The organism is Paraburkholderia dilworthii, assembly GCF_000472525.1.
GTDB classification, from domain to species: Bacteria; Pseudomonadota; Gammaproteobacteria; order Burkholderiales; family Burkholderiaceae; genus Paraburkholderia; species Paraburkholderia dilworthii.
In genome coordinates, this window is record NZ_AWZT01000013.1 from 51,382 (window position 1) to 77,512 (window position 26,131).

At 64.1% G+C, this 26,131-nt stretch carries 29 protein-coding genes and 1 riboswitch; of the genes, 22 read left to right on the top strand and 7 right to left on the bottom strand.

Annotation, left to right across the window (positions count from 1 at the left end):
* The first annotated feature begins 18 nt into the window (after positions 1 to 18).
* Positions 19 to 963, top strand: a complete 945-nt coding sequence (locus F759_RS0114025) for a tyrosine-protein phosphatase (protein ID WP_027800400.1) — start codon at positions 19 to 21, stop codon at positions 961 to 963.
* Between the two features lie 217 nt (positions 964 to 1,180).
* Here F759_RS0114025 and F759_RS0114030 read toward each other — a convergent pair whose 3' ends face one another.
* Entirely contained in the window at positions 1,181 to 2,491 is a 1,311-nt protein-coding gene (locus F759_RS0114030) for an ATP-binding protein (protein WP_027800401.1), read from the bottom strand.
* On the bottom strand, positions 2,488 to 3,228 hold the full coding sequence (locus tag F759_RS0114035) for a response regulator (RefSeq protein ID WP_027800402.1): 741 nt from the start codon (positions 3,226 to 3,228) through the stop codon (positions 2,488 to 2,490). The genes F759_RS0114030 and F759_RS0114035 overlap by 4 nt, the downstream gene beginning before the upstream one ends.
* 478 nt (positions 3,229 to 3,706) lie before the next feature.
* Between F759_RS0114035 and F759_RS40855 the strand changes: the two genes are divergently transcribed.
* From F759_RS40855 to F759_RS0114055, 4 genes are all read left to right on the top strand, one after another.
* Complete coding sequence (locus F759_RS40855; RefSeq protein WP_084534260.1) at positions 3,707 to 3,898, top strand: hypothetical protein; 192 nt, start codon at positions 3,707 to 3,709, stop codon at positions 3,896 to 3,898.
* Positions 3,899 to 3,913: 15 nt separating this feature from the next.
* Positions 3,914 to 4,111 carry a DUF6726 family protein gene (locus tag F759_RS40860; RefSeq protein WP_084534261.1) on the top strand — a complete coding sequence of 66 codons (198 nt, stop codon included), beginning with the start codon at positions 3,914 to 3,916 and terminating at the stop codon, positions 4,109 to 4,111.
* Between the two features lie 3 nt (positions 4,112 to 4,114).
* Positions 4,115 to 4,855: a hypothetical protein gene (locus F759_RS0114050; RefSeq protein ID WP_027800405.1), complete on the top strand. Its 741-nt coding sequence runs from the start codon at positions 4,115 to 4,117 to the stop codon at positions 4,853 to 4,855.
* Between the two features lie 66 nt (positions 4,856 to 4,921).
* Entirely contained in the window at positions 4,922 to 5,590 is a 669-nt protein-coding gene (locus tag F759_RS0114055) for a flagellar basal body L-ring protein FlgH (protein ID WP_027800406.1), read from the top strand.
* Positions 5,591 to 5,670: 80 nt separating this feature from the next.
* Here the strand turns inward: F759_RS0114055 and F759_RS0114060 are convergent, their stop codons facing one another.
* From F759_RS0114060 to F759_RS0114080, 5 genes are all read right to left on the bottom strand, one after another.
* Positions 5,671 to 6,414: a response regulator gene (locus F759_RS0114060; RefSeq protein WP_027800407.1), complete on the bottom strand. Its 744-nt coding sequence runs from the start codon at positions 6,412 to 6,414 to the stop codon at positions 5,671 to 5,673.
* 91 nt (positions 6,415 to 6,505) lie between these two features.
* A complete protein-coding gene (locus F759_RS0114065; protein WP_152530637.1) occupies positions 6,506 to 7,084 on the bottom strand; it encodes a hypothetical protein in 579 nt (192 codons plus the stop codon).
* Positions 7,085 to 7,231: 147 nt separating this feature from the next.
* The gene (locus F759_RS0114070; RefSeq protein ID WP_027800409.1) at positions 7,232 to 7,693 is read right to left on the bottom strand and encodes a hypothetical protein; all 462 of its coding nucleotides are present in this window, start codon (positions 7,691 to 7,693) and stop codon (positions 7,232 to 7,234) included.
* 277 nt (positions 7,694 to 7,970) lie between these two features.
* Positions 7,971 to 8,846, bottom strand: coding sequence for an SDR family NAD(P)-dependent oxidoreductase (locus tag F759_RS0114075; RefSeq protein ID WP_027800410.1), 876 nt, complete (start codon positions 8,844 to 8,846; stop codon positions 7,971 to 7,973).
* The gene (locus F759_RS0114080) at positions 8,843 to 10,594 is read right to left on the bottom strand and encodes an ABC transporter ATP-binding protein/permease (RefSeq protein ID WP_036024376.1); all 1,752 of its coding nucleotides are present in this window, start codon (positions 10,592 to 10,594) and stop codon (positions 8,843 to 8,845) included. The genes F759_RS0114075 and F759_RS0114080 overlap by 4 nt, the downstream gene beginning before the upstream one ends.
* A gap of 392 nt (positions 10,595 to 10,986) precedes the next feature.
* Positions 10,987 to 11,110, top strand: a riboswitch (TPP riboswitch).
* Between the two features lie 218 nt (positions 11,111 to 11,328).
* Here F759_RS0114080 and F759_RS0114090 point away from each other — a divergent pair.
* From F759_RS0114090 to hisC, 17 genes are all read left to right on the top strand, one after another.
* Positions 11,329 to 12,459 carry an FAD-dependent oxidoreductase gene (locus F759_RS0114090; RefSeq protein ID WP_027800412.1) on the top strand — a complete coding sequence of 377 codons (1,131 nt, stop codon included), beginning with the start codon at positions 11,329 to 11,331 and terminating at the stop codon, positions 12,457 to 12,459.
* Between the two features lie 71 nt (positions 12,460 to 12,530).
* On the top strand, positions 12,531 to 12,728 hold the full coding sequence (gene thiS / locus F759_RS0114095) for a sulfur carrier protein ThiS (RefSeq protein ID WP_020070630.1): 198 nt from the start codon (positions 12,531 to 12,533) through the stop codon (positions 12,726 to 12,728).
* 36 nt (positions 12,729 to 12,764) lie between these two features.
* A complete protein-coding gene (locus F759_RS0114100; protein WP_027800413.1) occupies positions 12,765 to 13,580 on the top strand; it encodes a thiazole synthase in 816 nt (271 codons plus the stop codon).
* On the top strand, positions 13,577 to 14,689 hold the full coding sequence (gene thiE / locus F759_RS40865) for a thiamine phosphate synthase (protein WP_084534262.1): 1,113 nt from the start codon (positions 13,577 to 13,579) through the stop codon (positions 14,687 to 14,689). Before F759_RS0114100 ends, thiE begins: the two co-directional genes overlap by 4 nt.
* 93 nt (positions 14,690 to 14,782) lie before the next feature.
* Positions 14,783 to 15,604, top strand: a complete 822-nt coding sequence (locus F759_RS0114110; RefSeq protein ID WP_027800414.1) for an ABC transporter ATP-binding protein — start codon at positions 14,783 to 14,785, stop codon at positions 15,602 to 15,604.
* 8 nt (positions 15,605 to 15,612) lie between these two features.
* Positions 15,613 to 16,380, top strand: a complete 768-nt coding sequence (gene mlaE / locus F759_RS0114115) for a lipid asymmetry maintenance ABC transporter permease subunit MlaE (protein ID WP_027800415.1) — start codon at positions 15,613 to 15,615, stop codon at positions 16,378 to 16,380.
* 129 nt (positions 16,381 to 16,509) lie between these two features.
* The gene (gene mlaD / locus F759_RS0114120; RefSeq protein ID WP_027800416.1) at positions 16,510 to 17,052 is read left to right on the top strand and encodes an outer membrane lipid asymmetry maintenance protein MlaD; all 543 of its coding nucleotides are present in this window, start codon (positions 16,510 to 16,512) and stop codon (positions 17,050 to 17,052) included.
* 11 nt (positions 17,053 to 17,063) lie between these two features.
* Entirely contained in the window at positions 17,064 to 18,119 is a 1,056-nt protein-coding gene (locus F759_RS0114125; RefSeq protein WP_027800417.1) for an MlaA family lipoprotein, read from the top strand.
* A 115-nt stretch (positions 18,120 to 18,234) separates the two neighbouring features.
* Positions 18,235 to 18,867, top strand: a complete 633-nt coding sequence (locus F759_RS0114130; RefSeq protein WP_027800418.1) for an MlaC/ttg2D family ABC transporter substrate-binding protein — start codon at positions 18,235 to 18,237, stop codon at positions 18,865 to 18,867.
* Positions 18,864 to 19,157 carry an STAS domain-containing protein gene (locus F759_RS0114135; protein WP_027800419.1) on the top strand — a complete coding sequence of 98 codons (294 nt, stop codon included), beginning with the start codon at positions 18,864 to 18,866 and terminating at the stop codon, positions 19,155 to 19,157. Before F759_RS0114130 ends, F759_RS0114135 begins: the two co-directional genes overlap by 4 nt.
* A gap of 202 nt (positions 19,158 to 19,359) precedes the next feature.
* Complete coding sequence (locus tag F759_RS0114140) at positions 19,360 to 20,292, top strand: ABC transporter ATP-binding protein (protein WP_027800420.1); 933 nt, start codon at positions 19,360 to 19,362, stop codon at positions 20,290 to 20,292.
* Positions 20,289 to 21,053 carry an ABC transporter permease gene (locus F759_RS0114145; RefSeq protein ID WP_027800421.1) on the top strand — a complete coding sequence of 255 codons (765 nt, stop codon included), beginning with the start codon at positions 20,289 to 20,291 and terminating at the stop codon, positions 21,051 to 21,053. Before F759_RS0114140 ends, F759_RS0114145 begins: the two co-directional genes overlap by 4 nt.
* Positions 21,054 to 21,067: 14 nt before the next feature.
* Positions 21,068 to 21,307 carry a BolA family protein gene (locus tag F759_RS0114150; RefSeq protein ID WP_006052280.1) on the top strand — a complete coding sequence of 80 codons (240 nt, stop codon included), beginning with the start codon at positions 21,068 to 21,070 and terminating at the stop codon, positions 21,305 to 21,307.
* Between the two features lie 111 nt (positions 21,308 to 21,418).
* Complete coding sequence (murA, locus tag F759_RS0114155) at positions 21,419 to 22,681, top strand: UDP-N-acetylglucosamine 1-carboxyvinyltransferase (RefSeq protein WP_027800422.1); 1,263 nt, start codon at positions 21,419 to 21,421, stop codon at positions 22,679 to 22,681.
* Positions 22,678 to 23,376, top strand: a complete 699-nt coding sequence (gene hisG / locus F759_RS0114160; protein WP_027800423.1) for an ATP phosphoribosyltransferase — start codon at positions 22,678 to 22,680, stop codon at positions 23,374 to 23,376. Before murA ends, hisG begins: the two co-directional genes overlap by 4 nt.
* A gap of 61 nt (positions 23,377 to 23,437) precedes the next feature.
* Positions 23,438 to 24,760: a histidinol dehydrogenase gene (hisD, locus tag F759_RS0114165; protein ID WP_027800424.1), complete on the top strand. Its 1,323-nt coding sequence runs from the start codon at positions 23,438 to 23,440 to the stop codon at positions 24,758 to 24,760.
* A 295-nt stretch (positions 24,761 to 25,055) separates the two neighbouring features.
* The gene (gene hisC, locus F759_RS0114170) at positions 25,056 to 26,126 is read left to right on the top strand and encodes a histidinol-phosphate transaminase (protein ID WP_027800425.1); all 1,071 of its coding nucleotides are present in this window, start codon (positions 25,056 to 25,058) and stop codon (positions 26,124 to 26,126) included.
* Positions 26,127 to 26,131 lie beyond the last annotated feature (5 nt).

Consider the following 26,131-nt stretch of genomic DNA (forward strand, 5'->3'; position numbering starts at 1 on the left):
GCTACGTCTAATCGCCTAATGTCCGCCACCGCGAAAACCTGCCCGGCACCTCGCCGCCATTTTGCGCGCACGGCCGTGCCCGCTCACGTACCTGCGGCATGCCCGTCGCGCCGGACGTTCCTGAAGCGCTCGGCCAGTGTTCTGCTGGTGTCCGGCGTGAGCAGTTCGCTGCTTTCCGCGTGCGGCGGCGGTAACCTCGATAACGAGCAGGGCCAGACGCCGCGACTGGCATCGGTCGACAATTTTCGCGATGTCGCTGGCGCTGCCGCGGGCTATCCGACCGTCGACGGCAAGACGATGCGCCGCGGCGCGTTCTTTCGCGCGAACGTGCTCGCGCTCAGCGTGGCGGATCAGATGGAGATCGAGAGACTCGGCATTGCCGGCATCTACGATTTGCGCACGCCCGGCGAGATCGAGCGCACGGCCGATATCCTGCCGCGCGGCTCGGTATCGCAGACCTTGAATGTTCTTGGCGTCCGCGACTTCGTCGCCCCCGCTTTGAATTCGGCGGCCGACGCAGCGGCGTTCATGGAGTCGCAGGCTCGAGGCTATGTGACCGGCGGCGCGCAGCGAGCGAACTTCGGCGCGTTGCTGCGCGACCTGGCGGATGGCGCGGGCGCGCAGCTCTTCCATTCCAACGCCGGTAAGGATCGCGCCGGTTGGGTCGCGGCGCTGTTGCAGAGCATTGCGAACGTGCCGCTTGACGTCATCATGCAGGACTACCTGCTGAGCAACGTCTATCGTGCTCAAGCCATCAGGTCGCAGAAGGAAACCTTGCGCGCGCAGGACGGCGATGCGCTCGCCGCGATCCAGGAGCCCTTGCTCGGCGTTCAGGAGAGCTTTCTGCAAGCGGGCTTCGATCAGGTGCAGGCAAGCTACGGCACGATGACGCGCTATCTGACCGAAGGCCTTGGCGTGTCGGAGTCCGCTATCGAGAGCTTGCGTAGCCGGCTCGTCATCTGAGCGGCGTGCGAACGGCGCGGCGACAGAGCCGGCAAGAGCCGCGGACAACAAAACCGCGGGCAAAAAAGATCCGCCCCGGATAAGCGGGCGGACTGAGAAGGGCGGCATCGAGGTTGCCGGGGGCGACTATAAGGCCGCCGGCCATGCGACAGACGATCCGGTAAGGTGACGTAAGCGCATGTGCGGCGCCCGCTAGTTCACGGTTGCAGCCGGCGTCCTATGTCGACGCCGCCCCCGACACAACCGGCAGTTCGATACACACTTCCAGACCGCCTTGCGCGTGATTGCGTACCTCGCAACGTCCGCCGCGATCATGCGCAAGCCGCGCGACGATCGCGAGGCCGAGGCCGCAATGGCCTTCGCCGCCGCGCGCGGCGTCGAGCCGCACGAATGGCTTCATTGCCGCGGCAATGCGCTCGTCGGGGATGCCCGCGCCGTGGTCCCGCACGCGAATGACCCAATGGCCGTCGTTGCGCGCGGTGGCGATATCAACGGGTGGCGCACCGTGTTCCAAAGCGTTATCCACAAGGTTCGTGACGAGCCGGTCGAGCAGCGTGCGCGGCAGCGTGAACGACGGGCCCGCGCGCAAATCGAGCGCGAAGAGCGGCGCGTCTTCCGTACTGCTGGCGCCGTCGGTATTTTCGGCGATGCTGTCGCTGGCGGAAAACTGTTCGCGCAGGAACTCGTCGACTTCGACCGGAGGCCCTGCGTCGGCGGATTGGCCGGCGAATTCGAGAAACTGCTGGACGATGTTCGTTAGCGAATCCACGTCGCGTATCAAGCCCGCACGCTCGCTTTCCGCTACCAGCACACTCGCGCGCAACTTCATGCGCGTGAGCGGCGCTTTCAGGTCGTGCGCGACGCCGGCGAGCATGACGGCCTGATCGTCGCCCGCTTCGTTCAGGCGCCGCATCATGTCGTTGAACGAGCCGATCAGATCGCGCAGTTCGCGCGGGCCTTGCACCGTCACGGGCTCCGGCCGCCCGCCCGAACCGAACGCGCGCGCGGCGTCGGCGACGCGCGACAGCGGGCGCTGCATCTGCCAGACCGCGAACAGCGACAGGATCAGCGCGGCCGCCAGCATCGAAATGGATTCGATCAGAAAGCGCGGCGGCGGCGGAAGATCGACCGGCAGCACCACCCAGTTCGACTTGCCCGGAAACAGCACCCACAGTTGCGGCGGACGCAGGTCGTCGACGGCAATCCTGGTGCCGGGCGGAAGATTTTGACGCAGGTGTTGCGCCAATTCGACGACGAGATGTTCCGTCGGTTCGTGCAGATGGATATTCGGCGGCATGTTCCAGGTTGGAACGAGATGCACGCGCATGGCGGGCGCGAGCGCGGCGCCCTTGATCGGCTCACCGTTGATGGCTTGCAGGACCAGCACGATGCCGCGCGCAAAGCCGTCGATTTCATGACGCGGCGGCTGCATCACCACCAGTACGAACCAGCCGGCCTGAATCGCCAGGAGCACCGCCGTCGAAAGCAACGCCATTCTGCCGAATAGCGTGTTCAGCGGGTTTCTCATGCGTTCGAGGCAGCCTCTTCGGAGAACGGTGTGCCGTCCGCATCGGGCACGAACACGTAGCCTTTGCCGCGCACCGTTTGCACGTAGCACGGATTGGACGGATCGTCCTCGATCACGCGGCGCAGCCGCCAGATCGGCACGTCGAGGCTGCGGTCGCGGAATGCGAGGTTGTCGCGGTGCACGAGATCGTGAATCAGCACGCGCGACAGCACCTTATACGGATTGTTGACGAAGATCTTCAGGAGCGCGAACTCACTGTCGCGCAACGGAAGCCTGGAGTCAGCACGCGACAGAGAGCGCGTGGCGAAATCCAGTTCGAACGGGCCGAACTTGTAAGGCTTGCGGGCTTCGGGCGCGCTCGTGGTCGACGGGCCGCGCCGGCGCAGAACTGTGTGGATGCGCGCCAGCAGTTCGCGCGGATCGAACGGCTTGGTCAGATAGTCGTCGGCGCCGAGCGAAAGCCCGACGATGCGGTCGGCTACCGTGCCGCGCGCCGTGACGAAGATCACCGGAATGTCGTCGCCCGCGGCGCGCAGCGCGGTGAGCGCGCGCAGGCCGTCGGTGTTCGGCATCATGATGTCGAGCACGACAACCGACGGCCGTTCGCGCTCGAGCCGGCGCTGGAGATGGGTGCCGTCATGCAGCACGGACGCGTCGAAGCCGTTCGACTGCAAGAACTTGCAAAGCAGATCGCGTACGACCGGATCGTCGTCGACGATAAGGACCTGTGGATTCATGGCGAAATTCTAGACTGACGCGCGCGACGCGCGGCCGACTGTTTTCTTACGAATGCTTACCCGGCGCCGCGTGGGTTTGGCGCGTTTGCGCGTAACGCCCGTCACTGAAGGCTCGCAGCATATTTCAGCACGGCCATATTTGGCAATGCGGTTGGCAATGCGGTTGGCAATGCGATTGGCAACGCGATGCAACGCGGCCAGGGCGATGCAGTCACAACGCCGTGCATGACGTCGAATTTTTCATACCGCGAGCCGCTTTCCGGAAACAAATCGCGCGCAACGGGAAGCAATGGAAATCACTCGAAACCGGTCGTAAGAACCGCTGAAAAGCGCGCTTTTCTTCGTGCATCGCAACGGTCACGGCGGCGGGATGATTCGTCCTGCAATACGTTGCGCCGCACGCCGGAAGAGCCCAACGCCTGGGCCCCGGCATAGGCGGCGCGAGACCGATATTCCGCCAAACCATGCGAGGCTCATCATGACCGTTCCAACCAACCTTAATTCCACACGCTTTTCTCCGGTGGCGCCTACCAAAGCGACGGAAAAGCCGGCGTCTACTGGCACTTCCGCAAATGCCGGCAGCACCGCGCAAGCCAAGGGCTCCGCGACCCAGCCGCAGCCGTCGATGCCCGCGGGCCTCGTCGGCCATCACGTCAACACGACGGCCTGACCTACCGAGGCCCACGTGTCGACCCCGAGAATCCTTGAGCGTTTTACCCGCGCCGCTGCATGGCTCGCGCTTGGCGCGGCGTTGCTGCCGCTCGGCGGCTGCGCCGTTGCCGCGCTGCCCTGCCGGCTGACTTCAGCCACGCTGAAAATCATCCCGGTCGTCGGCCATGCAGCGGCCAGCCCGTTCGACATGTGTTCATCCGCAATCGACTGAATCATGACACCCACACGGATTGCCTGCACGTTGGCGCTCGTTTGCAGCGCGCTTTCGCTAACCGTGCCGGCGTTGCCGGCGGTGGCGCGCGAACCGAGCGCGGCCGCTCCCGCATCGAAAGACGGTTTGCCCGACGTACGGCGGCGCGCGCAGGACACACCGTTCGCCTTCCGCGGCATTGCGCTTGGCATCACACTCGACGAATTCCGCGCCGGCTCGAAGGTGCGCGCGACACCAGTCGGCAGCGTGCCGGTGTGCGAGACCGACGTGCAGGCAGGCGCGCTCGGCATGCGGCTCAAGTCGCACGAGAGCCTGACGGTCGCGTGCCGCTGGGCGCATCGCGGCGACAACGGCTGGGCGTTGTCGCAAGCGGTCGTCGACGGCGCGCCGGCGGCTGAGCACGTGCTGCGCTTTGCGCGTACTGAACGGCAAAGCGGGGGACAAAGCGGAGGACAAAGCCCGCTGCGTCTCTACGAGATTTCCTTCGTGATCGACGAAGTCACCGCCGAGGACTTGCGCGATGCGCTCGCGGAGCGCTACGGCCCGCCGCGTCACGCGACGCAGAACGTCTCGGCGCCTGGCGCGTTGCCCGTCTACGTATGGGAAAACGCGGTCAGTTCGATCACATTGTGTTTTCTGCCGGGCACTCGCAACGGCACGCTGACGTACCTGCTGAAGGGTTCCGACGCGTGGGTCAAGTCCGTCGTGCGGCAGTGGCAGGCGAGCGATGCGGAAGCCGGTTGATGCGCTATGCGGCCATTACGGCCAATGCGCTTGAAGATGAGGCCGATCAGGCCAGGGAGCAAAACAATGGCTACGCTACGTTTTTCCGTCGCGATGTGCGCGATGGCCGGCTTATCGGCTTGCGCCGGCGGACAGAAATCGATCGTCGAAACGCCGATGGCGCCACCGCTGGTGTCCGCCCCACTGAACGTCAACACGCAGGGCGCGATCTACCAGGCGGGCACGCTGATGGTGCTCTACGAGACGCCGCGCGCCCAGCATATCGGCGACGTGCTCACGATTCGTCTCTCGGAGTCGTATAGCGGCAACAACAGCTCGACGGCAGCGGCGAGCCGCGCAAGTAGCATCACCGCGGATGCCGCCGATCATTCGAGCGGTGCCGCCGCCCGGCTCGCGAGGCTTTTCAACGTCGGCTCGGCAAGCACGGAATTCAAAGGCCAAGGCAGCCTCACCGACACAAGCGGCATGAACGGCACACTCGCTGTCACGGTGATCGGCACGATGCCCACGGGCAACCTCGTCGTGTCCGGTGAAAAGATTATCTCGATGAGCGGCAACCGCGACCGTCTGCGCTTGTCGGGCGTCGTCAATCCTAAGGATATCGAAGCAGGCAACTACGTGGCGTCGAGTAAGGTCGCGAATGCACGCATCGAACAGGCGGGCGTGGGCATGATCTCCGATGCCACGACCGTGGGTTGGCTGCAGCGGATGTTTCTGAGCGTGCTGACTTTCTGACGCGGATGCGGCGCAATACATCGCGCCGTGTCTGCCTCCTGTGTGCGTTGGGCCGCGTATTGCCGCAGCCCTTGCCGCGCTTACTGTGAAACGGTGGCCGGGCCGCGCTCCGCCGCGCCGATCTCGCCGTCCGGCACGAACACATAGCCGCGTCCCCACACCGTTTGCACGTAGCGCGGTTCGGACGGATCGACCTCGATCAGCCGGCGCAAACGCCAGATCGACACATCCAGACTACGGTTGCGATGCGCCTCGCTGTTGCCGTGCAGTTTTTCCAGCAACTGCGCGCGCGTCAGCACCGTCATTGCGTGCGTGACGAACACTTTCAGCATGGCGAATTCGCTCGAACGCAGCGTGATGCGCTCACCGTCCCGGCGCAATTCGCGCGCCGGGAAGTTGACTTCGAAGCGGCCAAAGCGATACGGCGCGCGTTGTTCCGGCGCGCTCGGCGCAATCGAACCGCGACGGCGCAGCACCGTGCGAATTCGCGCCACCAGTTCGCTCGGTTCGAACGGCTTGCCGAGGTAATCGTCGGCGCCCAGTTCGAGGCCGATCACACGGTCGATCGGATCCGCGCGCGCGGTGAGAAGGATCACGGGAATATCGTCGCCAGCAACGCGCAACGCGCGCAGCGCGCTGATGCCGTCGAGCTCGGGCATCATGATGTCGAGCACGACCAGTGCAGGGCGCTCTTCCTGAAGCTTGCGCTGAAGCGCCATGCCATGTTCGAGCGTGGCGACCTTAAAGCCGCGCCCTTCGAGATACTGGGTGACGAGCTCGCGTACGACGGGGTCGTCGTCGACGACCAGAATGGATTGGTTCATTCAGACCATCTTAGTGATCCGCGCGGACGCAGCAAAGCGGCTGACGCTTTCCAATACTTTCGCGTGTAAGAGAAAGCAATGAGCGCCCGTTTCAATTGACTTGCGAGGTTTGGATCGTCCGCTGCGTCTGGCGGCCGAAATCGGTCTGATCGACCACCATCCTGTCGATGAGTCCGTTCAGCTTGGTCGATGCCGAAGAGAAACGGTCGGTGTTCAGGCCGCCCGTCTGATAGCGCGCGGTGACGAGAATGCGGCCGTTCTGCACGAGCGTCAAATCGATGATCGACAGATACTGGATCGACTCGTCGCTGAACGAGCGGCGGCCGTAATCGATCGCCGCGTTGTAGACGAGGCGCGCCTCGCAGCCCGCGGGCGACGTGCCCGGATTGTAGACGTCCGAACGAATGCCGCGGCGATCCAGCGCGAGTTGCAGCGCCGGCACGAAATCACCGACCGACACCGTCTGATTCACTTCGATGCAAACGTGACGCACATCCGCGGGACGGCCGTTCACGAAGGTCGGCGACGAATAGTTCGCGGCAATCGCGTAGCCGGCCTGGATCACGGAGCCGGTGGCGTCGGCTGCCTGGATTAGCGTCCACGCGCAGCCGTTCAGTCCCACGGTCAGCGCCGTGCAGGCGACAAGCCGTGCGCTCGGCCGCCGCAACATGACCCAGGCCGCCCGAGGGGCTCGCGTGAAAGCGTTAGGGTGGGTGCCAGGCAGGAAGGTCATGAAGCAGAGCCAGGTGACGATGAAAGCAGGCAAGAGATCAACGGTATGCGACGCAATACGACGACAAGCGCATGGCCGCGACGCTTAGCGCGTGACGCGCAGGCGCAGTTCGTTTTGCCCTTGCACGCTGGCGGTCACGTTGACGCGGCGCTCGGCGGTCATGACGATGAAGTGCTGGCGCGTCGGCGTATTGACGTCGTGCACGACGTTCGGGAAACAGGCGGCGATGTCGGCGCCGATTTCTTCCAGCGGATCGTTGACGACACCGTCGGCCTGCCAGTGCGCGCGCCAGTGGCAATCGTACGCGTGCGCGTTCGAGCGGCAATCTTCGGCGCTTGCGACGCCCGGCAGTTGTGCGGCCGGCTGCGTGTGCAGTTGCTTGAAGTCGGAAGCCTCGACGATGTGCTTGAGCGCGGGGCACAGGTCGGCCGGCTCGTTCGGCGGTGTGGTTTGTGCTGCGTGCGCGGCGCTCGCGAGCAGCATGGCAGCGCCGAGAGCAAGCGCAAGGCGGTGAGTCCGATGAAGAGAGCGGCGATCGAGTGACATGAGCAAAGAGTCCGTTAGCAGTGGATGGCATGCGGGCCGCAGAGACGGCGCGCACGACTATCGTCGCTGTTCTGGTCTCTTTTCAAAGGGCGGAAAAGCTTGCCCGCTTCGCAAATGCTTTCGAACTGTTCTCGGGCGTTTCCGGATGTTGCCGCTGTGCGGAGCCGATGCGCCAGCTTCGTTGCTCAGGGCGGTTGTGCCGGCGCGTTGTTCGACTTGGTGGTTGAACTTGGCAACTGAGCTGCGTAGTTGAGCTCCCGTAGTTGAGCTCCGTTGTTCAACCCAGCGTCAATCCGCCGTCGACGTGAATCACCTGGCCGGTGATGTGACGCGCTTCGTCGGAAAGCAGAAACGCAATCAGCGCGGCCACATCCGCAGGTTCGGCGATATGGCCAAGCGGCGTCGACTCGGCGGCGTGTGTCCAGAGCGCGGCGTTGTCGGCGCTCGGCCCGCGGTCTTTGCGCGTATAGCCGGGCGCGACGCAATTGACGGTCACGCCATGCGGCGCGAGTTCGGCGGCCGCGGTTTTCGCCAGCGATTCGAGCGCCGCCTTGACCGCCGCGGTGGCGGCAAACGGCGCGTCGGCGCGATACCGATGTGCGACGAACGAACTGAGCGCGACAACGCGGCCACGCTTCGATGTTTCCAATGCGGGCGTGGCGCGTTTGACAAGCGCTGCAAACGCGGCGGGCATCGCGGCGAACGCCGCGCTTAGCGTGTCGGGATCGAGTGTCTGGAGCGTTTGGCGTTGCGCGTGGCCCGCGTTGGCGACCAGTTGATCGAGTGCGCCAAAGCTTGCGAGCGTTTGATGCACGACATGTTCCGCCGCGCCTCGCTCGGCGAGGTCGCCGAACACGGTCGCGCAAGCCGCGCCGTTCGCGCTGCACTCGGCGGCAACTTGCCTGAGGCGTTCACGCGACTCCTGTTCCGCGCCGCGTGCGTGCAGCATCAGCGCAATGCGCGGAGCGCCGAGGGGAGCGGCCGTTGGGAGAGCGGCCGTTGGTACGGCGGCGGTTGGTGGAGCGGCCGTCGTCAGCGGAGCGGTCAGCCGCCGTGCCAGCGCCGCGCCGATGCCCGAGCCAGCGCCGGTAATAAGCACGACGCGCTCGAAAGCCGCGTTGTTTCCGCCGTCGACGTCGCTGTCGGAATTCATGCCGCGACCGCTTCGCCTGCGCGCTCGACCTCGAGCGTCTCGTCATGGAACGCAGCAAGCGATTCGCGATGCGCGACGCTGACAATCGCCGCCTTCGGCAAGCGCTCGGTGAACAGGCGATACAGACGCGCTTCGTTCTCGGCGTCGAGCGCGCTCGTCGCTTCGTCGAGGAACAGGTAGTCGGGCTTATGCAGCAACACACGCGCGGCGGCGAGGCGCTGTTGCTCGCCCGGCGAGAGAATGCGCGTCCAGTGCCCCGGTTCCTGCAAGCGGTCCGCGTAGTGCGACAGATGGCAGGTGACGAGCGCCTCTCGGCATTCGTCGTCGCTATAAGTGTCGGCCGCCGACGGATACGTGAGCGCCGCTTTCAGCGTGCCGATCGGCATGTAGCTGACCTGCGGAATGAACATGATGCGCGCGTTCACCGGCGCGTCGATGGAGCCGTCGCCGAATGGCCAGAGGCCGGCGAGCGCGCGCATCAGCGTGCTCTTGCCCGAGCCGGAAGCGCCACGCACGAGCCAACGCGAGCCGGGTTCGATTGCGATATCGCGTATGCGCGACAGCGGGCTGCCGTTCGGCAACGCGAGCTTGAGGCCGTCGGTGGAGAGCCTGTCGGCATCGACGAAATGCAGGTTGATGCCGCCGTGCGCGGTGGCGGGCGACACCGATTCCTTCAGGCGCGGCGCGTGCACGATGCGCTTGAATTCGCGCAACCGGTTCACGGTCGCGCGCCACTCCACGAGGCTCGTGTAACTGTTGATGAACCAGGAGAACGAATCGCTGACCGTACCGAATGCGCTTGAAATCTGCATCAGCACGCCGAACGTGAAGGCGCCCGCGAAGTAGCGCGGCGCTGCGACCACGATCGGAAAGATGATCGCGATCTGACCATAGAAGGCCGACACGAAGGTGAGCCGCCGCGTGTACTTCATCACTTGCCACCAGTTGTCGCGGATTCGGCCGAACAGCGTGTGTGCGTTCTTCTTTTCCGTGTCCATGCCGTTGTAGAACGCGATCTGCTCGGCGTTTTCACGTAGACGGATCAGACCGAAACGGAAATCCGCCTCCACTTTCTGCGCCTGATAGTTGATCGGCACGAGCGGGTGGCCGACTTTCTGGATGAGGAACGATCCGATCACCGCGTAGAGCGCCGCCGCCCACACCATATAACCGGGGATGTGCAAGGGTACGCCGCCGAGCGTGATGGTCAGCGCGCCGGCGAGCGACCACAGTATCGTGATGAACGACACCAGCGTGACGACCGTGGACAGCAGGTCGAGCGTGAGCGAAAGCGTGGTGGTGGCGAACGATTGCAGGTCGTCGCTGATCCGCTGGTCGGGGTTGTCGGCGAGACGGTCACGCTCGATCCGGTAGAACGCGCTGTCATGCAGCCACTCGTTCAGATACCGCGTGGTCAGCCACTGACGCCAGCGGAAGCCGAGCATCTGCCGCATATAGCGCCCGTACACCGCGAGAATGATGTAGCCGAACGCGAGGCCCGAGAACACCATCAGCAGATGCGGGAAGTCGCGCACGTTCTTGGTTTGCAGCGCGTTGTAGAAGTCCGCGCTCCAGCGGTTGAGCCGGACGTTGATCCACACGACGAGCAGGTTCATCACGATGATCGCGACGAGCAGCGCCCACGCTATCTTCCGTTCTTCCGACACCCAATAAGGTTTGATCAGACTCCATGCGGAGACTTTCTCGTCGGGTGGCAGCGCGGGGCTGACAGAGGTATTCATTGACATGAGCGTCCTGAGGAGTTCTGTTCCATTCGGGCCGACCCACGCAGGCCGGTCCATCGCGAGTATGGGTGTATGTCCAGGCGGGGCGCTTGCGGCCGCCCGCCGGGGCGGTTGCCGGGGCGGTTGGTGATTCTCGCGCGAAGCCCTTAAGCGAAAATTAATTATCGGCGCGGGTTTTGCCGGGGATCACGCGGCAGATGTTCCGCAGGCGTCGCCGCAAGCTTTCACCGCTCCCACCTCGCGCGATGCCGCGTTCAGCGCCATCTCTGCTGGCATTGTGCCAGAGCGCCGTGCCGGCGATAGCGGCGACATCAAACGCGGTGCCGGATCAAGGCGCGTGCGATGCGACGCGCCGCTCGTTTGCGAGCGCCGTGCCTTTTATGGTCTAATGACCTTCGACGAAACAGGGGTGCTTCGCACTTGAGCGGCGTGATTTTCACGCTGCGGCAGCGAGGCTGAGAGAGACCCTTTGCACCCGATCCGGGTAATACCGGCGCGGGAAGTTTCCGGAAGCAGCCAGTCTTCCATTCCCCGCCGGGCGGCGTTCTTCATTGGAGCACGCATTTGCCTGGCCGGCCTTGCCCGCCGGTTTCGTCCTGGGTACGCGCTTCTTTTTGGCCGTACGGAAAGGACTCGATGACCGCCTATTCTTCAGTTATGTTTTTTGCTCCTTGTCACGTCGCCGCCGGCGTGAGCTGGTTTGCTATTGCCCGTCGCATCGAATCGGAGCGCGCACGATGAGCCGCGCCACACAACCCGATTTCGCGGTGCTCGGCGGCGGCCTGTGTGGGCGTCTCGTCGCGTGGCGGCTTGCCGGCGAAGGGCATCGCGTGGCGCTTTATGAGCGTGGTGACGCTGCCGGTTCGCAAGCCGCCGCGTGGGTCGCCGCTGCGATGCTGGCGCCGCTCGCCGAAGCTGCCAGTGCCGAACTTCTAATCACGCGATTGGGCGCGACCTCGCTCGATACCTGGCCGCAAGTGCTGGCCGAACTGCCCGAGCCGGTGTTCTTTCAGCGCAATGGCACGCTTGTGGTCTGGCATCACGCGGATCGCACGGAGGCGCCGCTGTTTGAAAGGCGCGTGCGCTCGAACGCGCCGGCCGAACTGCTGGACGGTGGCTTCGTCACGCTGGCCGGCGCACAGCTTGGCGCGGCTGAGCCCGCGCTGGCGGGACGCTTCAATCAGGGCTGGCTGCTGCCGCGCGAGGGTCAGCTGGATAACCGCCAGGTGCTTCGCGCGCTCGCGGCGGGTCTTGAGCAACGCGGCGTTCAAACGCACTGGAACACGCCAGTGAGCGATAGCGCGCTGCCGCCTGCGCGCGTCACGATCGACTGCCGGGGCCTCGGCGCGAAGCCCGTACTGCCGACGCTGCGCGGCATTCGCGGCGAAGTCGCCCGCGTGCATGCGCCCGGAATCAATCTGACACGGCCAGTGCGGCTGCTGCATCCGCGTTATCCGCTCTATATCGCGCCGAAGCAGGACGATGTCTACGTAATCGGCGCGACCGAAGTGGAAGGCGAGGACATGTCGCCCGTCAGCGTGCGTTCCGCGCTGGAACTTTTGAGCGCGGCGTTTTCGGTGCATCCGGGCTTTGGCGAGGCGCGCATTCTGGAACTGAATTCGCAGTGCCGTCCAACTTTGCCCGACCATCGGCCGGCGTTGCTGTGGGACGGCTCGCAGACATTACGTGTGAACGGACTTTACCGGCACGGCTACATGATCGTGCCCGAAGTCGCCGACGAAGCCGTGCGTTTCGCGGCGGCGCTGCTGGACGGGCGCATCGGTGACGCCGACGCGTTCGCGGACTGGCAGCGCGGCGCGCGCTGGAGCGAGCTTTTCCAGCACGGTTGCGCACGGGAGCCCGCATGAGCGCCGCACCGTTCCGCGGCGCGGTTGGCCCGCTTGTGCTTTAGCCATCGACTGAACCGTATTCGAACATCATGGACATTCATATCAACCAGAAGCCGTTGTCGCTGCCCGAAGGCGCGACTGTCGCCGATGCGCTCGCCGCATACGGCGCGCGTCCGCCGTTCGCGGTCGCGCTGAACGGCGATTTCGTCGCGCGCGCGCAGCATGCGGCGCGCGCACTGCAGCCGGGCGACAAGCTCGATGTCGTGCAACCCGTGGCCGGCGGATAAAGCCGCCACGCATTGCCGGAGACCAGGATCATGCAAATGACTACCCCGCAGGCCGCCGACGCGCTCACGCTCTACGGCCAACCCTTCGCAAGCCGCGTGCTGCTCGGCACGTCGCGCTATCCGTCGCTGCAATCGCTGTCCGATTCGATCGACGCCGCGCGACCGGGCATGGTAACCGTCGCGCTGCGCCGGCAGATGAACGAAGGCGGCGCCGAAGCCGGCTTCTTCGATCTGCTCAAGCGTCACGGCGTGCCGCTGCTGCCGAACACGGCCGGCTGCCTGACCGTCGGCGAGGCGGTGGCCACCGCGCACATGGCGCGCGAAATCTTCGAAACGGAGTGGATCAAGCTCGAGCTGATCGGCGACGACTACACGTTGCAGCCCGATCCGGTCGGTCTGATCGAAGCCGCCGCGAAGCTCGTCAAGGACGGCTTCAAGGTGCTGCCGTATTGCACGGAAGATCTGGTGATCGGCCGCCGTCTGCTGGACGCCGGTTGTGAAGCGTTGATGCCGTGGGGCGCGCCAATCGGCACCGGCAAGGGCGTCATCAATCCGTATGGCTTGCGCGTGCTGCGCGAGCGGTTGCCGGACGTGCCGCTGATTGTCGACGCCGGACTCGGCGTGCCGTCGCATGCGGCTCAGGTGATGGAGTGGGGCTTCGACGGCGTGTTGCTGAACACTGCGGTGTCGCAGGCCACGCATCCCGATGCGATGGCGCGCGCTTTCGCGCTGGGCGTCGACGCGGGCCGGCAGGCTTTCCTCGCAGGACCGATGGCCGAGCGCGAAAGTGCGCACGCGAGCACGCCGGTGGTCGGCATGCCGTTCTGGCATCAGGACGGGAGCGCCGCATGACGCAGACACTGGCTTTGAAAAACCGCGACCTGTTCTGGCCGCCCGCGGACGAACTCACCGAAGCGACGGAGCGCATCCGTGCACGCCTGGGCGACTGGCCGCCTACTCATGCGCCGTGGCGCATCTGCCTGACGGCGCCCGATGAGCCGAACGGCGGCGACCTGATTATCGTCGCCGACGCAGCGAGCCACGGTGAACAGGTAGCTCGCTGGCTCGTGCGGGGCGCGGCGGTGGTGGAAGCCGCCGAGAACAGGGCGACGCTGCATCTGGGCGGCGAAAAGTACCGCCTTGAAGGGCATCTCGCGGAAGACTGGATTCCCGCGCTCGCCGCGTTTCTCGATTGCGGTTTCGATCCGCACGACGCGCTCGTGCTGGCGCTCGCCTGGCGCGACGGCGACGAAACCCGGACGAACGCGGACGGCGATTCATTCCCCTGCGATCTGGCGACTTTCCCGCGCCTCGCCGGATTGGCGCAAGCGCCGGCGCAGGCGTTCCCGCGCTGTCCGGAGCGGCTCGGGCTCTACCCGGTGCTGCCGAGCGCGGAGTGGGTCGAGCGGGTAGTCGGTTTTGGCGTGAAAACGGTGCAGTTGCGCCGCAAATCCGCCAATCCCGCAGACGAGCTTCAGCGTGAAATCGCCCGCTGCGTGGCGGCCGGGCGCCAGCACGCCGCGCAGGTTTTCATCAACGACCACTGGCAGGCCGCGCTCGACGCAGGCGCCTACGGCGTGCATCTCGGCCAGGAAGACGTGCATACGGCGGATCTGTCGGCGCTGGCCGCGGCCGGCGTTCGGCTCGGCCTGTCAACGCACGGTTTCTACGAGATTCTGAAGGCGCTGCATTTCCGGCCCAGCTACATCGCGTTGGGCGCGGTGTTTCCGACCACGACCAAGGTGATGCCGACGGCGCCGCAGGGCCTGAAGCGTCTCGCGCGATATGTGCGGCTGCTGGACGGCGTCGTGCCGCTCGTGGCAATCGGCGGAATCGACTTGCAGGTGTTGCCCGAGGTTCTGTCGACGGGCGTCGGTTGCGCGGCGGTGGTGCGCGCGGTCACGGAAGCGGCTGATCCTGCCGCCGCCGTTTCCGCACTGCAACAAGCGTTTACGCAATAATCGTCATGATTCGTTAAGGGACAGGGCACCTCACGGCAACTTTTGCATGATGGCCCTATAATTCGGCCTTCCGTGTAAAAGGATTGTCAGTCAGTGTCTTCCCCTACCGAGACCTTACTCGAGCTGCGCGACGTCGACTTCGGTTACGGCGACCGGCTCGTCCTGTCTAACCTGAACCTGCGCTTCAAACGCGGCCAGGTGGTCGCGGTCATGGGCGGCTCGGGCTGCGGCAAAACCACGGTGCTGCGACTGATCGGCGGTCTGGTGCGCGCGCAGCGCGGCCAGATTCTGCTCGACGGCGAAGACGTCGGCGGGCAAACGCGTGACGGGCTGTACGCGCTGCGCCGCAAGATGGGCATGCTGTTCCAGTTCGGCGCGCTGTTCACGGACATGTCGGTGTTCGAAAACGTTGCGTTCGCACTGCGCGAGCACACGGAGCTTCCCGAAGAACTGATCCGCGACCTCGTGCTGATGAAGCTCAACGCGGTCGGCCTGCGCGGCGCGCGCGACCTGCTGCCGTCGGAGATTTCCGGTGGCATGGCGCGGCGTGTGGCGCTGGCGCGCGCCATCGCCCTCGACCCCGAACTGATGATGTACGACGAGCCGTTCGCCGGCCTCGATCCGATCTCGCTCGGCATCACGGCGAATCTGATCCGGGCGCTCAATCAGGCGCTCGGCGCAACGTCCATTCTGGTTACGCACGATGTGCCGGAATCGTTCGCCATCGCCGACTACGTCTATTTCCTTGCCAATGGCGGCGTTCACGCCGAAGGCACGCCAGCGCAACTGCGCGCGTCGACAGACCCGACCGTGCGGCAGTTCATCGACGGCGCACCAGACGGCCCGTTCAAATTTCACTATCCGAGCAGGACGCCGCTCGCGGCAGACTTCGGCGTCGGCGGAGGTCAATCATGATCGGTTCACTGATCAGTTCGGTTGGCCGCTCGGTGCTCGACGGGCTCGGCACCGCCGGCTATGCGACGCGCTTTTTCTTCCGGCTGCTGTTCGAGTTTTTCCCGTTGCTGCGCCGCCCGCGTCTTGTCACGAAGCAGATCCACTTCGTAGGTAATTATTCGCTGGTGATCATTGCCGTGTCGGGGTTGTTCGTCGGCTTCGTGCTCGGTTTGCAAGGTTATTACACGTTGAATCGCTACGGCTCCGAGCAGGCGCTCGGGCTGCTGGTCGCACTGTCGCTCGTGCGCGAGCTGGGGCCGGTGGTCACGGCGCTGCTGTTCGCCGGCCGCGCAGGCACGTCGCTCACGGCCGAAATCGGCCTGATGAAGGCGGGCGAGCAATTGACTGCGATGGAAATGATGGCGGTCGATCCGGTTAAGGTCGTGGTCGCGCCGCGCCTATGGGCCGGCATCATTTCGATGCCGATTCTCGCCGCGATCTTCAGCGCGGTCGGCGTGACGGGCGGCTATGTGGTCGGCGTGTTGCTGATCGGCGTGGATGCCGGGGCGTTCTGGTCGCAAATGCAAGGCGGCGTGGATGTCTGGCGCGATGTGGGCGCGGGTGTCATCAAGAGCGTGGTGTTCGGCCTCGCGGTGACCTTCGTGGCGCTCTTTCAGGGCTATGAAGCCAAGCCGACGCCGGAAGGCGTGTCGCGCGCCACGACGAAGACCGTCGTGTACGCGTCGCTCGCAGTGCTCGGCCTCGATTTTCTGCTGACCGCACTGATGTTCAGCTAAGACTGCGTTGCGCGTTGTCCGCTGCGGCGCGTCACTAGCCGCGCGGCGGCGCAATAACGGTGATCAACGGTGGTCAATGGTGATGAACGGTGATCAACGGCGGCGCGGCAGATTCACTTTGGGATGACGATGAAAAAGACTGCTCTCGACTTCTGGGTCGGCCTGTTTGTGGTGCTGGGTTTTATTGCGTTGCTGTTCCTCGCGCTGAAGGCGGGCAACATGAGCTCGCTGTCGTTCCAGGCGACCTACCCGGTCAAGCTCAAGTTCGACAATATCGGCGGATTGAAGGCGCGCGCGCCCGTGAAGAGCGCGGGTGTCACGGTGGGCCGCGTCGGTTCGATCGGTTTTGACAGCAACGCCTATCAGGCGGTCGTCACGATCGACATCGACAAGCAGTACCAGTTTCCGAAGGATACGTCGGCGAAGATTCTGACCTCCGGTCTGCTCGGCGAGCAATACATTGGGCTCGAGCCGGGCGGCGACTCGGAAATGCTCAAAGCCGGCGACACGATTTCGATGACGCAATCGGCGATCGTGCTGGAAAACCTGATCGGGCAGTTCCTCTATAGCAAAGCGGCTGATTCGGGCGCGTCGAAGCCGGGCACCGGATCGGCGGCAACTGCGCCGGCGCCTGCGGCGGCTTTACCCGCTTCCGGCTCGGCCGGTCAATAAGGAGAACAATAATGCAGACCTTACACGCCGGGGGCGCGAGCGCCTTCCGGGTGGCCAAACTGGCCGTCGCCGCCGCGCTGCTCGCCGGCTGCACCACGGTTCAGACGCCGACCAAGGGTGATCCGCTCGAAGGCTTGAACCGCACGATCTTCACGGTTAACGACAAGCTCGATCAATACGCACTGAAGCCGGTCGCCAAGGGTTACGTGTTCATCACGCCGCAGCCGGTTCGCGACAGCGTGACGAACTTCTTCTCGAACATCGGCGACGTCTATATCGCGGCAAACAATCTGCTGCAATTGAAGATCACCGACGGTGTGCAGGACATCATGCGGATCGTGATCAACACGGTCTTCGGTGTCGGCGGCCTGTTCGACGTGGCGACGCTCGCAAAGCTGCCCAAGCACGACAACGACCTGGGTCTGACGCTCGGCCACTATGGCGTGCCGGCAGGTCCGTATCTGGTGCTGCCGCTGTTTGGCCCGAGCACGGTGCGCGACGCGGTGGGTTCCATCGGCAATTACTATGTAAACCCGCTCAGCTACGTCGACCCGGCGGGTTTGAGTTGGGCGTTGTACGGCCTGAACATCGTCAATACGCGTGCGAATCTGCTGAACGCAAGCGACGTGCTGGAAGGCGCCGCCCTCGACAAGTATTCGTTCGTGCGTAACGCGTATTTGCAGCGGCGTCAGTATCTGCTGTCAGACGGCAAGCAGTCGCAGGCGTTGCCGAACTATGGCGACGAAGCGCCGCTGCCGAAATACGAGGACGTCGACGGCACGGCCGCCGGTGCGCCAGCAGGCGCGGTGACGGGCACGGCGGGCGCTGCGGGAACGAGCGGTGCTGCCGCGAAGGCGTCGGCCGCGTCCGGTGCAAGCGCTGCGACGCCGGCGCAAGCCGCTTCGGGAACCGGAACGGCTAACAGCGCCGCCGCACCCCAGGCCGCTTCGGGCAGCGCGGAAGCCCCGCCGCTGGATGTAAACGGCGGCCCGGAAACCACACAAATCCCGGCAGGCCAGCTTGTTCCGCCCACGCGGTTCAACTTCCCGTCACTCAAGTTGCGCTGACAGCGTGGCCGTAACAGATCGATACGACTCTCGCAGTTTGCGCATGGATTGCCGCTGAACTCGCGTGTTAATGTCGGCTCAAACGGTTGCACTATTTTTTTACGCAAGGCTCGATATGAAAAAATTCTTCCTCATTCCGTTGTTTGCTGCGCTGTTCTCGTTCATGAGTGCTGGTGCATCGGCACAAACCGTCGACAGCAGTGCGCCGGACGTTCTCGTCAAAACGGTCACCCAGCAGGTGATCGACGCGGTGCGCGCCGACAAGTCGATCCAGCAGGGCGACATCTCGCATATCACGCAGCTCGTCAATCAGAAGATCCTGCCGTACACGGATTTCCGCCGCACCACGCAACTGGCGATGGGCCGCAACTGGCGCACCGCGACGCCCGAGCAGCAGAATCAGGTCGTCGAGCAGTTCAAGATGCTGCTGATCCGCACGTATTCGGGCGCGCTTGCTCAGGTGCGCGACCAGCAGATCCAGTACAAGCCGTTCCGCATGAACCCGGACGACACCGACACGGTGGTTCGCTCGGTCGTGATGAACAACGGCTCGCCGATCGAACTCGACTACCGTCTCTACAAGACGCCCCAAGGCTGGCGCGTGTATGACATCAACGTGCTCGGCGCGTGGCTGATCCAGGCGTATCAGCAGCAGTTCAACGAGCAGATCCAGCAGAAGGGCGTGGACGGGCTGATCCAGTTCCTCACGCAGCGCAACCAGCAACTCGCCGCGGGCAAACAGTCGTGAGCGAAGTGCTGAGCCCCGTCGCCAATCGCTTCGCGAGCGGCGCGACGCTGACCCACGCGAGTGCCAAAGCCGCGCTCGCGGCGGGCCTCGAGCGGATCGCGGCGGGCGCGGGCGGCGTCGATTGCGCGCCGCTCACGCAGTTCGATTCGTCGGCGCTCGCGGTGCTCCTCGCATGGCAGCGAGCCGCCCAGGCTCGCGGTGCCGCGTTCGAAATCCTCAATCTGCCTGCTGGCCTTGCCAGTCTTGCCCAAGCCTACGGCGTCGATACCTTGTTGCCGGCGCGACATTGACGCTCGCCTGACGCGTTCAACGCGTCGCTTGCCACTCCCCGCTACCGAATAGGGCCGCTGATTTTTGCCCTATAATCAAACGTTTTTTAGGGCCCGGTTCTGCTGCGTTTGGCAACATAACCGGCCCCAATTCCGTTTCTTTCAGCATTTTTGCGCCCGCCCAGGGCTCCTTTAAGCGCAGCCCCGCGCGCGGCGCACTGTCATGTCAGCCATAGAAATTCGTAACGTCAAGAAGCGCTACAAGGACTTGCAGGCGCTCAAGGGCGTCAGCCTCTCAGTGGAAGAAGGCGAGTTCTTCGGGCTGCTCGGTCCGAACGGCGCGGGCAAGACAACGCTCATCAGCATTCTCGCGGGCCTCGCGCGCGCGGACGAAGGCAGCATCGCCGTGCGCGGCCACGACGTGGTCGGCGATTTCCGCGCGGCACGCCGCGCGCTAGGCGTGGTGCCGCAGGAACTCGTGTTCGATCCGTTCTTCACGGTGCGCGAAACGTTGCGTATTCAGTCTGGCTATTACGGGCTGCGCAACAACGACGCGTGGATCGACGAGATCATGGCGAATCTCGACCTCACCGACAAAGCCGACGCCAACATGCGCGCGCTATCCGGCGGCATGAAGCGCCGCGTGCTGGTCGCGCAGGCACTCGTGCACCGGCCCCCCGTGATCGTGCTTGACGAGCCGACCGCCGGCGTCGATGTCGAGTTGCGCCAGACGCTCTGGAAATTCATTTCGCGCCTGAATCGCGAAGGCCACACCATCGTGCTGACCACGCACTATCTCGAAGAAGCCGAATCGCTGTGCGACCGCATCGCGATGCTGCGTCGCGGAGAAGTGGTGGCGCTCGATCGCACCAGCACGCTGCTGCAACGCTTTGCCGGGATGCAGTTGTTCGTGCGTTTCGCGCAAGGCGTGCTGCCTGCCGAACTGCGGCTGCTCGAAGCGGAGGGCGGCGCGGACAACGGCAATGGCCGCCAGCACTTGCTGCGTCTCACGAGCTATGACGACGTCGAGAAAATACTCGCGCAATGCCGTGCAGCGGGCTGCACATTCGAAGAAATCGAGGTCCGCAAAGCCGACCTCGAAGACGTTTTCGTTCAGGTGATGAACGGTCCGGAAGTGATCGAGGGGCTCGCATGAGCGGCTATAGCGGTTTCGGCACGCTGTTCTACAAGGAAATCCTGCGCTTCTGGAAAGTGTCGTTCCAGACGGTGCTCGCGCCCGTCATCACCGCGCTCCTGTATCTGACGATTTTCGGCCACGCATTGCGCGACCATGTGCAGGTTTATCCGGGCGTCGAATACACGAGCTTCCTGATCCCGGGGCTCGTCATGATGAGCGTGTTGCAGAATGCGTTTGCGAACAGTTCATCGTCGCTGATCCAGTCGAAAATCACCGGTAATCTGGTGTTCGTGCTGTTGCCGCCGCTGTCGCATTACGAGATGTTCGGCGCATACGTTCTCGCGGCGGTCGCGCGCGGGCTCGCGGTCGGCTTCGGCGTGTTCATCGTGACGATCTGGTTCGTGCCGGTCAGTTTCACCGCGCCGCTCTACATCATTCTGTTCGCGATGTTCGGTGCGGCGATTCTCGGCACGCTCGGGCTGATCGCGGGCATCTGGGCCGAAAAGTTCGACCAGCTCGCCGCGTTCCAGAACTTTCTGATCATGCCGCTCACGTTTCTCTCGGGCGTGTTCTACTCCACACATACGCTGCCGCCGGTATGGCGCGAAGTGTCGCGGCTCAATCCTTTTTTCTACATGATCGACGGCTTTCGCTACGGGTTCTTCGGGATGTCGGATATCAATCCGCTCGCGAGCCTCGCAATTGTCGCCGGTTTCTTCGTGGTGCTGGCCGTGGTGGCGATGCGCATGCTCGCGTCCGGCTACAAGCTGCGCCACTGACAGGAGCTTTTCTCATGTTGCCGACTCCCGAACAGGTCAAGCAATACATCGCCGCTGGTCTCGCTTGCCAGCATCTCGAAGTCGAAGGCGACGGTCAGCATTTCTTTGCGACCATCGTTTCTCCGAGCTTCGAGGGCAAGCGTCTCATTCAGCGTCATCAACTCGTGTACGCGGCGCTCGGCGACCGCATGCGCGAAGAAATTCACGCGCTCAGCATGAAAACGCTGACGCCCGCCGAATGGCAGAACGCGTAATCTGGAAATTTAGTGCGAATTACTCAGGAAGGGCGCGACGCCCGCAGCGGCGCGTCGAACACAATCAAAGCAGTCCCGGCTGAAGTCCGGGTCGATCAGGAACAGACAGGCATGGACAAACTCGTCATTGAAGGTGGCTACCCGCTGTCGGGTGAAGTCGTTGTCTCGGGCGCGAAAAACGCGGCGTTGCCGATCCTGTGCGCCAGCTTGCTGAGCGCGGAGCCGGTGCAACTGGATAACGTCCCCGATCTGCAGGACGTGCGCACGATGCTCAAGTTGCTCGGCCAGATGGGCGTGCGCATCGAAAGCGGCAATGGACGCGTGTTGCTCGACGCGTCGAAGGTCGACAACCTCGTCGCGCCGTATGAAATGGTCAAGACCATGCGCGCGTCGATCCTCGTGCTCGGCCCGCTGGTCGCGCGCTTCGGTCACGCGCGCGTGTCGCTACCCGGCGGTTGCGCGATCGGCGCGCGCCCGGTGGATCAGCACATCAAGGGTCTGCAGACGATGGGCGCCGAGATCACGATCGAGCACGGCTTCATCGAAGCGCGCGCGGAGCGTCTGAAGGGGGCTCGCATCATCACCGACATGATCACCGTCACGGGTACCGAGAACCTGCTGATGGCAGCGGTGCTCGCGGAAGGCGAGACGGTCATCGAAAACGCGGCGCGCGAACCGGAAGTCGGCGACCTTGCGCATCTGCTCGTGCAGATGGGCGCGAAGATCGAAGGCATCGGCACGGATCGCCTCGTGATTCAGGGCGTGGACAAGCTGCATGGCGCGAAGCACACCGTGATTCCCGACCGGATCGAAGCCGGTACGTTCCTGTGCGCAGTGGCCGCGGCGGGCGGCGACGTCACGCTGCGCCATGTGCGTCCGCAGATTCTGGAAGCGGTGACCGACAAGCTGCGCGAAGCCGGCGTGACAATCGAGGAAGGTGACGACTGGATGCGCGTGCGCATGGACAAGCGTCCAAATGCCGTGTCGTTTCGCACGTCCGAATATCCGGCGTTTCCGACCGACATGCAGGCGCAGTTCATGGCGCTGAACACGGTGGCGGACGGCAAGGCGCAGGTCGTCGAGACGATCTTCGAAAACCGCTTCATGCATGTGCAGGAATTGAACCGGCTCGGCGCTAACATCACGACGGACGGCAAGACTGCGCTCGTGACCGGCGTCGACAAACTCTCCGGCGCGAAGGTGATGGCGACGGATCTGCGTGCGTCGGCCAGTCTCGTAATCGCGGCGTTGCGTGCGGAAGGTGAGACCCTGATCGACCGCATTTACCACCTCGACCGCGGCTACGATCGGATGGAAACCAAGCTCAATGCGATCGGTGCGAAGGTGCGCCGCATCGCCGGGAGCCAGGCATGAGTTCGATGCCGCAAACGTCGAGCTCGCCGGCGGTCAGCGCGCCGCTTACGCTCGCTTTGTCGAAGGGGCGTATCTTTGAAGAAACGCTGCCGCTTCTCGCCGCAGCCGGCATCGAAGTGGCCGAAGATCCCGAGAGCTCGCGCAAGCTGATTCTGCCGACCACCGACGCCAATCTGCGCGTAATCATCGTGCGTGCGACCGATGTGCCGACCTATGTCGAATACGGCGCGGCCGACTTCGGCGTGGCGGGTAAAGATGTGCTGCTGGAACACGGCGGCAGCGGGCTGTATCAGCCTGTGGATCTCGATATCGCGCGCTGCCGGATGTCGGTCGCGGTCGCGGCCGGTTTCGATTATGCGAACGCGGTGCGCCAGGGCGCCCGCTTGCGCGTGGCGACCAAGTACGTCGAGACCGCACGTGAGCATTTTGCCGCCAAGGGTGTTCACGTCGACCTGATCAAGCTGTACGGTTCGATGGAACTGGCGCCGCTCGTCGGTCTTGCTGATGCGATCGTCGATCTGGTCAGTTCGGGCAACACGTTGCGCGCCAATAATCTCGTGGAGGTGGAAGAGGTCATGCAGATTTCATCGCGCCTTGTTGTGAACCAGGCGGCACTGAAGCTCAAGCGCGCCGCATTGCGGCCGATTCTCGACGCGTTCGAACGCGCCACGAAAACCGGCTTTGCCGCGGCCTGACGTCTGAATCGTGCCAGTCTGACTTTGCTTTAAGCGCGCCTTACCGAAAACGGATACCCGTATGTCTATCAAGATTCGCAAACTCGATTCCAGCGCTCGCGACTTCCAGAAGTCGCTGCACGCGGTGCTCGCGTTCGAGGCGAGCGAAGACGAAGCAATCGAGCGCTCGGTCGCACAGATTCTCAACGATGTGAAGGCGCGCGGCGACGCGGCTGTGCTCGAATACACGAACCGCTTTGACCGTCTGGACGCGAAGAGCGTCCAGTCGCTCGAACTGCCCATGTCCGAGCTCGAAGCGGCGCTCGAAAGCCTCGAGCCGAAGCGCCGCGCAGCGCTCGAAGCGGCGGCAGCGCGCGTGCGCGGTTATCACGAGAAGCAGAAGATCGAGTGCGGCAGCCATAGCTGGCAATACACGGAAGCCGACGGCACCGTGCTCGGCCAGAAGGTCACGCCGCTCGATCGCGCGGGCATCTATGTGCCGGGCGGCAAAGCGGCGTATCCATCGTCGGTGCTGATGAATGCGATTCCGGCCCGCGTTGCTGGCGTGCGCGAAATCGTCATGGTCGTGCCCACGCCGGACGGCGTGAAAAATCCGCTGGTGCTGGCGGCCGCGTTGCTGGGCGGCGTGGATCGCGCGTTTACGATTGGCGGCGCGCAGGCCGTTGGCGCCCTAGCGTACGGCACGCAAACCGTGCCGGCCGTCGACAAGATTTGCGGTCCTGGCAATGCTTATGTGGCGTCGGCCAAGCGACGCGTGTTCGGCACCGTCGGCATCGACATGATTGCCGGGCCGTCGGAAATCCTCGTGCTGTGCGACGGCACGACCGACCCGCGCTGGGTCGCGATGGATCTCTTTTCGCAAGCCGAGCACGACGAACTCGCGCAGTCCATTCTGCTGTGTCCGGACGACGCGTTTATCGGCCGCGTGAAGGATGCCATCGACGAACTGCTGCCCACCATGCCGCGCCGGGACGTGATCCGGGCGTCGCTGGAAGGGCGCGGTGCGTTGATCAAGGTGCGCGACATGGCGGAAGCCTGCGCGATCGCCAACGACATTGCACCGGAACACCTGGAGATCTCGGCGCTGGAGCCGCATCAGTGGGGCCAGCTGATCCGCCATGCGGGCGCGATTTTCCTCGGCCGTTACACGAGCGAGAGCCTCGGAGACTACTGCGCGGGGCCGAACCACGTTCTGCCTACGTCTCGCACCGCACGGTTCTCGTCGCCATTGGGCGTCTATGATTTCTTCAAACGTTCGAGCGTGATTGAAGTGAGCGCGGAAGGTGCGCAAACGCTTGGCGAGATCGCCGCCGAACTCGCTTACGGCGAAGGGTTGCAGGCGCATGCACGCAGCGCCGAGTACCGGATGCGGCACGGCAGCTGAGCGCGGCTTGAGCGGCAAGGCGGCTAAGCGGCCACCGGCTGAGGGACTAAGCGATCCGAGCGGCTAGGCAGCTTAAGCGCTTCTCACCGCGAACTGCTGAAAACGAAGCGGGATCGAGCCGATGCATTGATGCCGCGCAATTCCGCCACGTACCGCGCAACGCCATTTCACGAATCCGCATCCAACAACGACAACGCAGACCAACCTGGCGCGGCAAGCCCGCCGCGAAACGAGGCGAGTCCGAAGCGTTCCATGCGCCAGATGCATGCGACGCACACGGCCGGCCAACTGACCTATGACGACACCTCAAGACATCATCCGCCGCGACGTGCTCGCGATGACGAGCTATCCCGTTCCGGACGCGACCGGCTACATCAAGCTCGACGCAATGGAAAACCCCTTTCCGCTGCCGCCCGTGCTGGCCGCGCATCTTGGCGAGCATCTGGCGGGCGTCGCGCTAAACCGTTATCCGGCGCCGCGCCCCGAAGCGCTGATCGAGAAGATCAAGCGCGTAATGGGCGTGCCGGCCGGCTGCGACGTGCTGCTCGGCAACGGCTCGGACGAGATCATCAGCATGGTGTCGATCGCATGCGCGAAGCCGGGCGCCAAGGTGCTCGCACCGATGCCGGGCTTCGTCATGTATCAGATGTCGGCGAAGCTCGCGAATGTGGAGTTCGTCGGCGTGCCGCTGAGCGCGGACTTCACGCTCGACACCGAAGCCATGCTCGCGGCAATCGCCGAGCACGAGCCCGCGGTCGTCTATCTCGCATACCCGAACAATCCCACGGGCACGTTGTTCGACGACGCCGACATGGAGCGCATCATCGCCGCGGCGACGAAAAGTCTTGTGGTGATCGACGAAGCGTACCAGCCGTTCGCGCAGCGAAGCTGGCTGCCGCGCGCCGACGCGTTTGACAACGTCGTCGTAATGCGCACCGTGTCGAAGCTGGGTCTCGCCGGCATCCGTCTGGGTTATCTGGTCGGAAAGCCCGCCTGGCTGACCGAGTTGGACAAGGTGCGCCCGCCGTACAACACCAACGTGCTGACCCAGGCGGCGGCGGATTTCCTGCTGGACCACGTCGATGTGCTCGACTCGCAAGCCGCGCAATTGCGCGACGAGCGCACGAAACTCGCGCAGGCCGTGGCTGAATTGCCAGGCGCCGAAGTCTTTCCGAGCGCCGGCAACTTTCTTCTTGTGCGCGTGCCGGATGCTTCGGTTCTGTTCGAAACCCTGCTGACTGCGCGGGTTTTGATCAAAAACGTGAGTAAAATGCATGCACTGCTGGCCAATTGCGTGCGTTTGACCGTCGGGTCTCCCGAGGAAAACGCCCAGTTGCTCGCCGCACTGAAACTTGTGTTGCACTGAGCGGA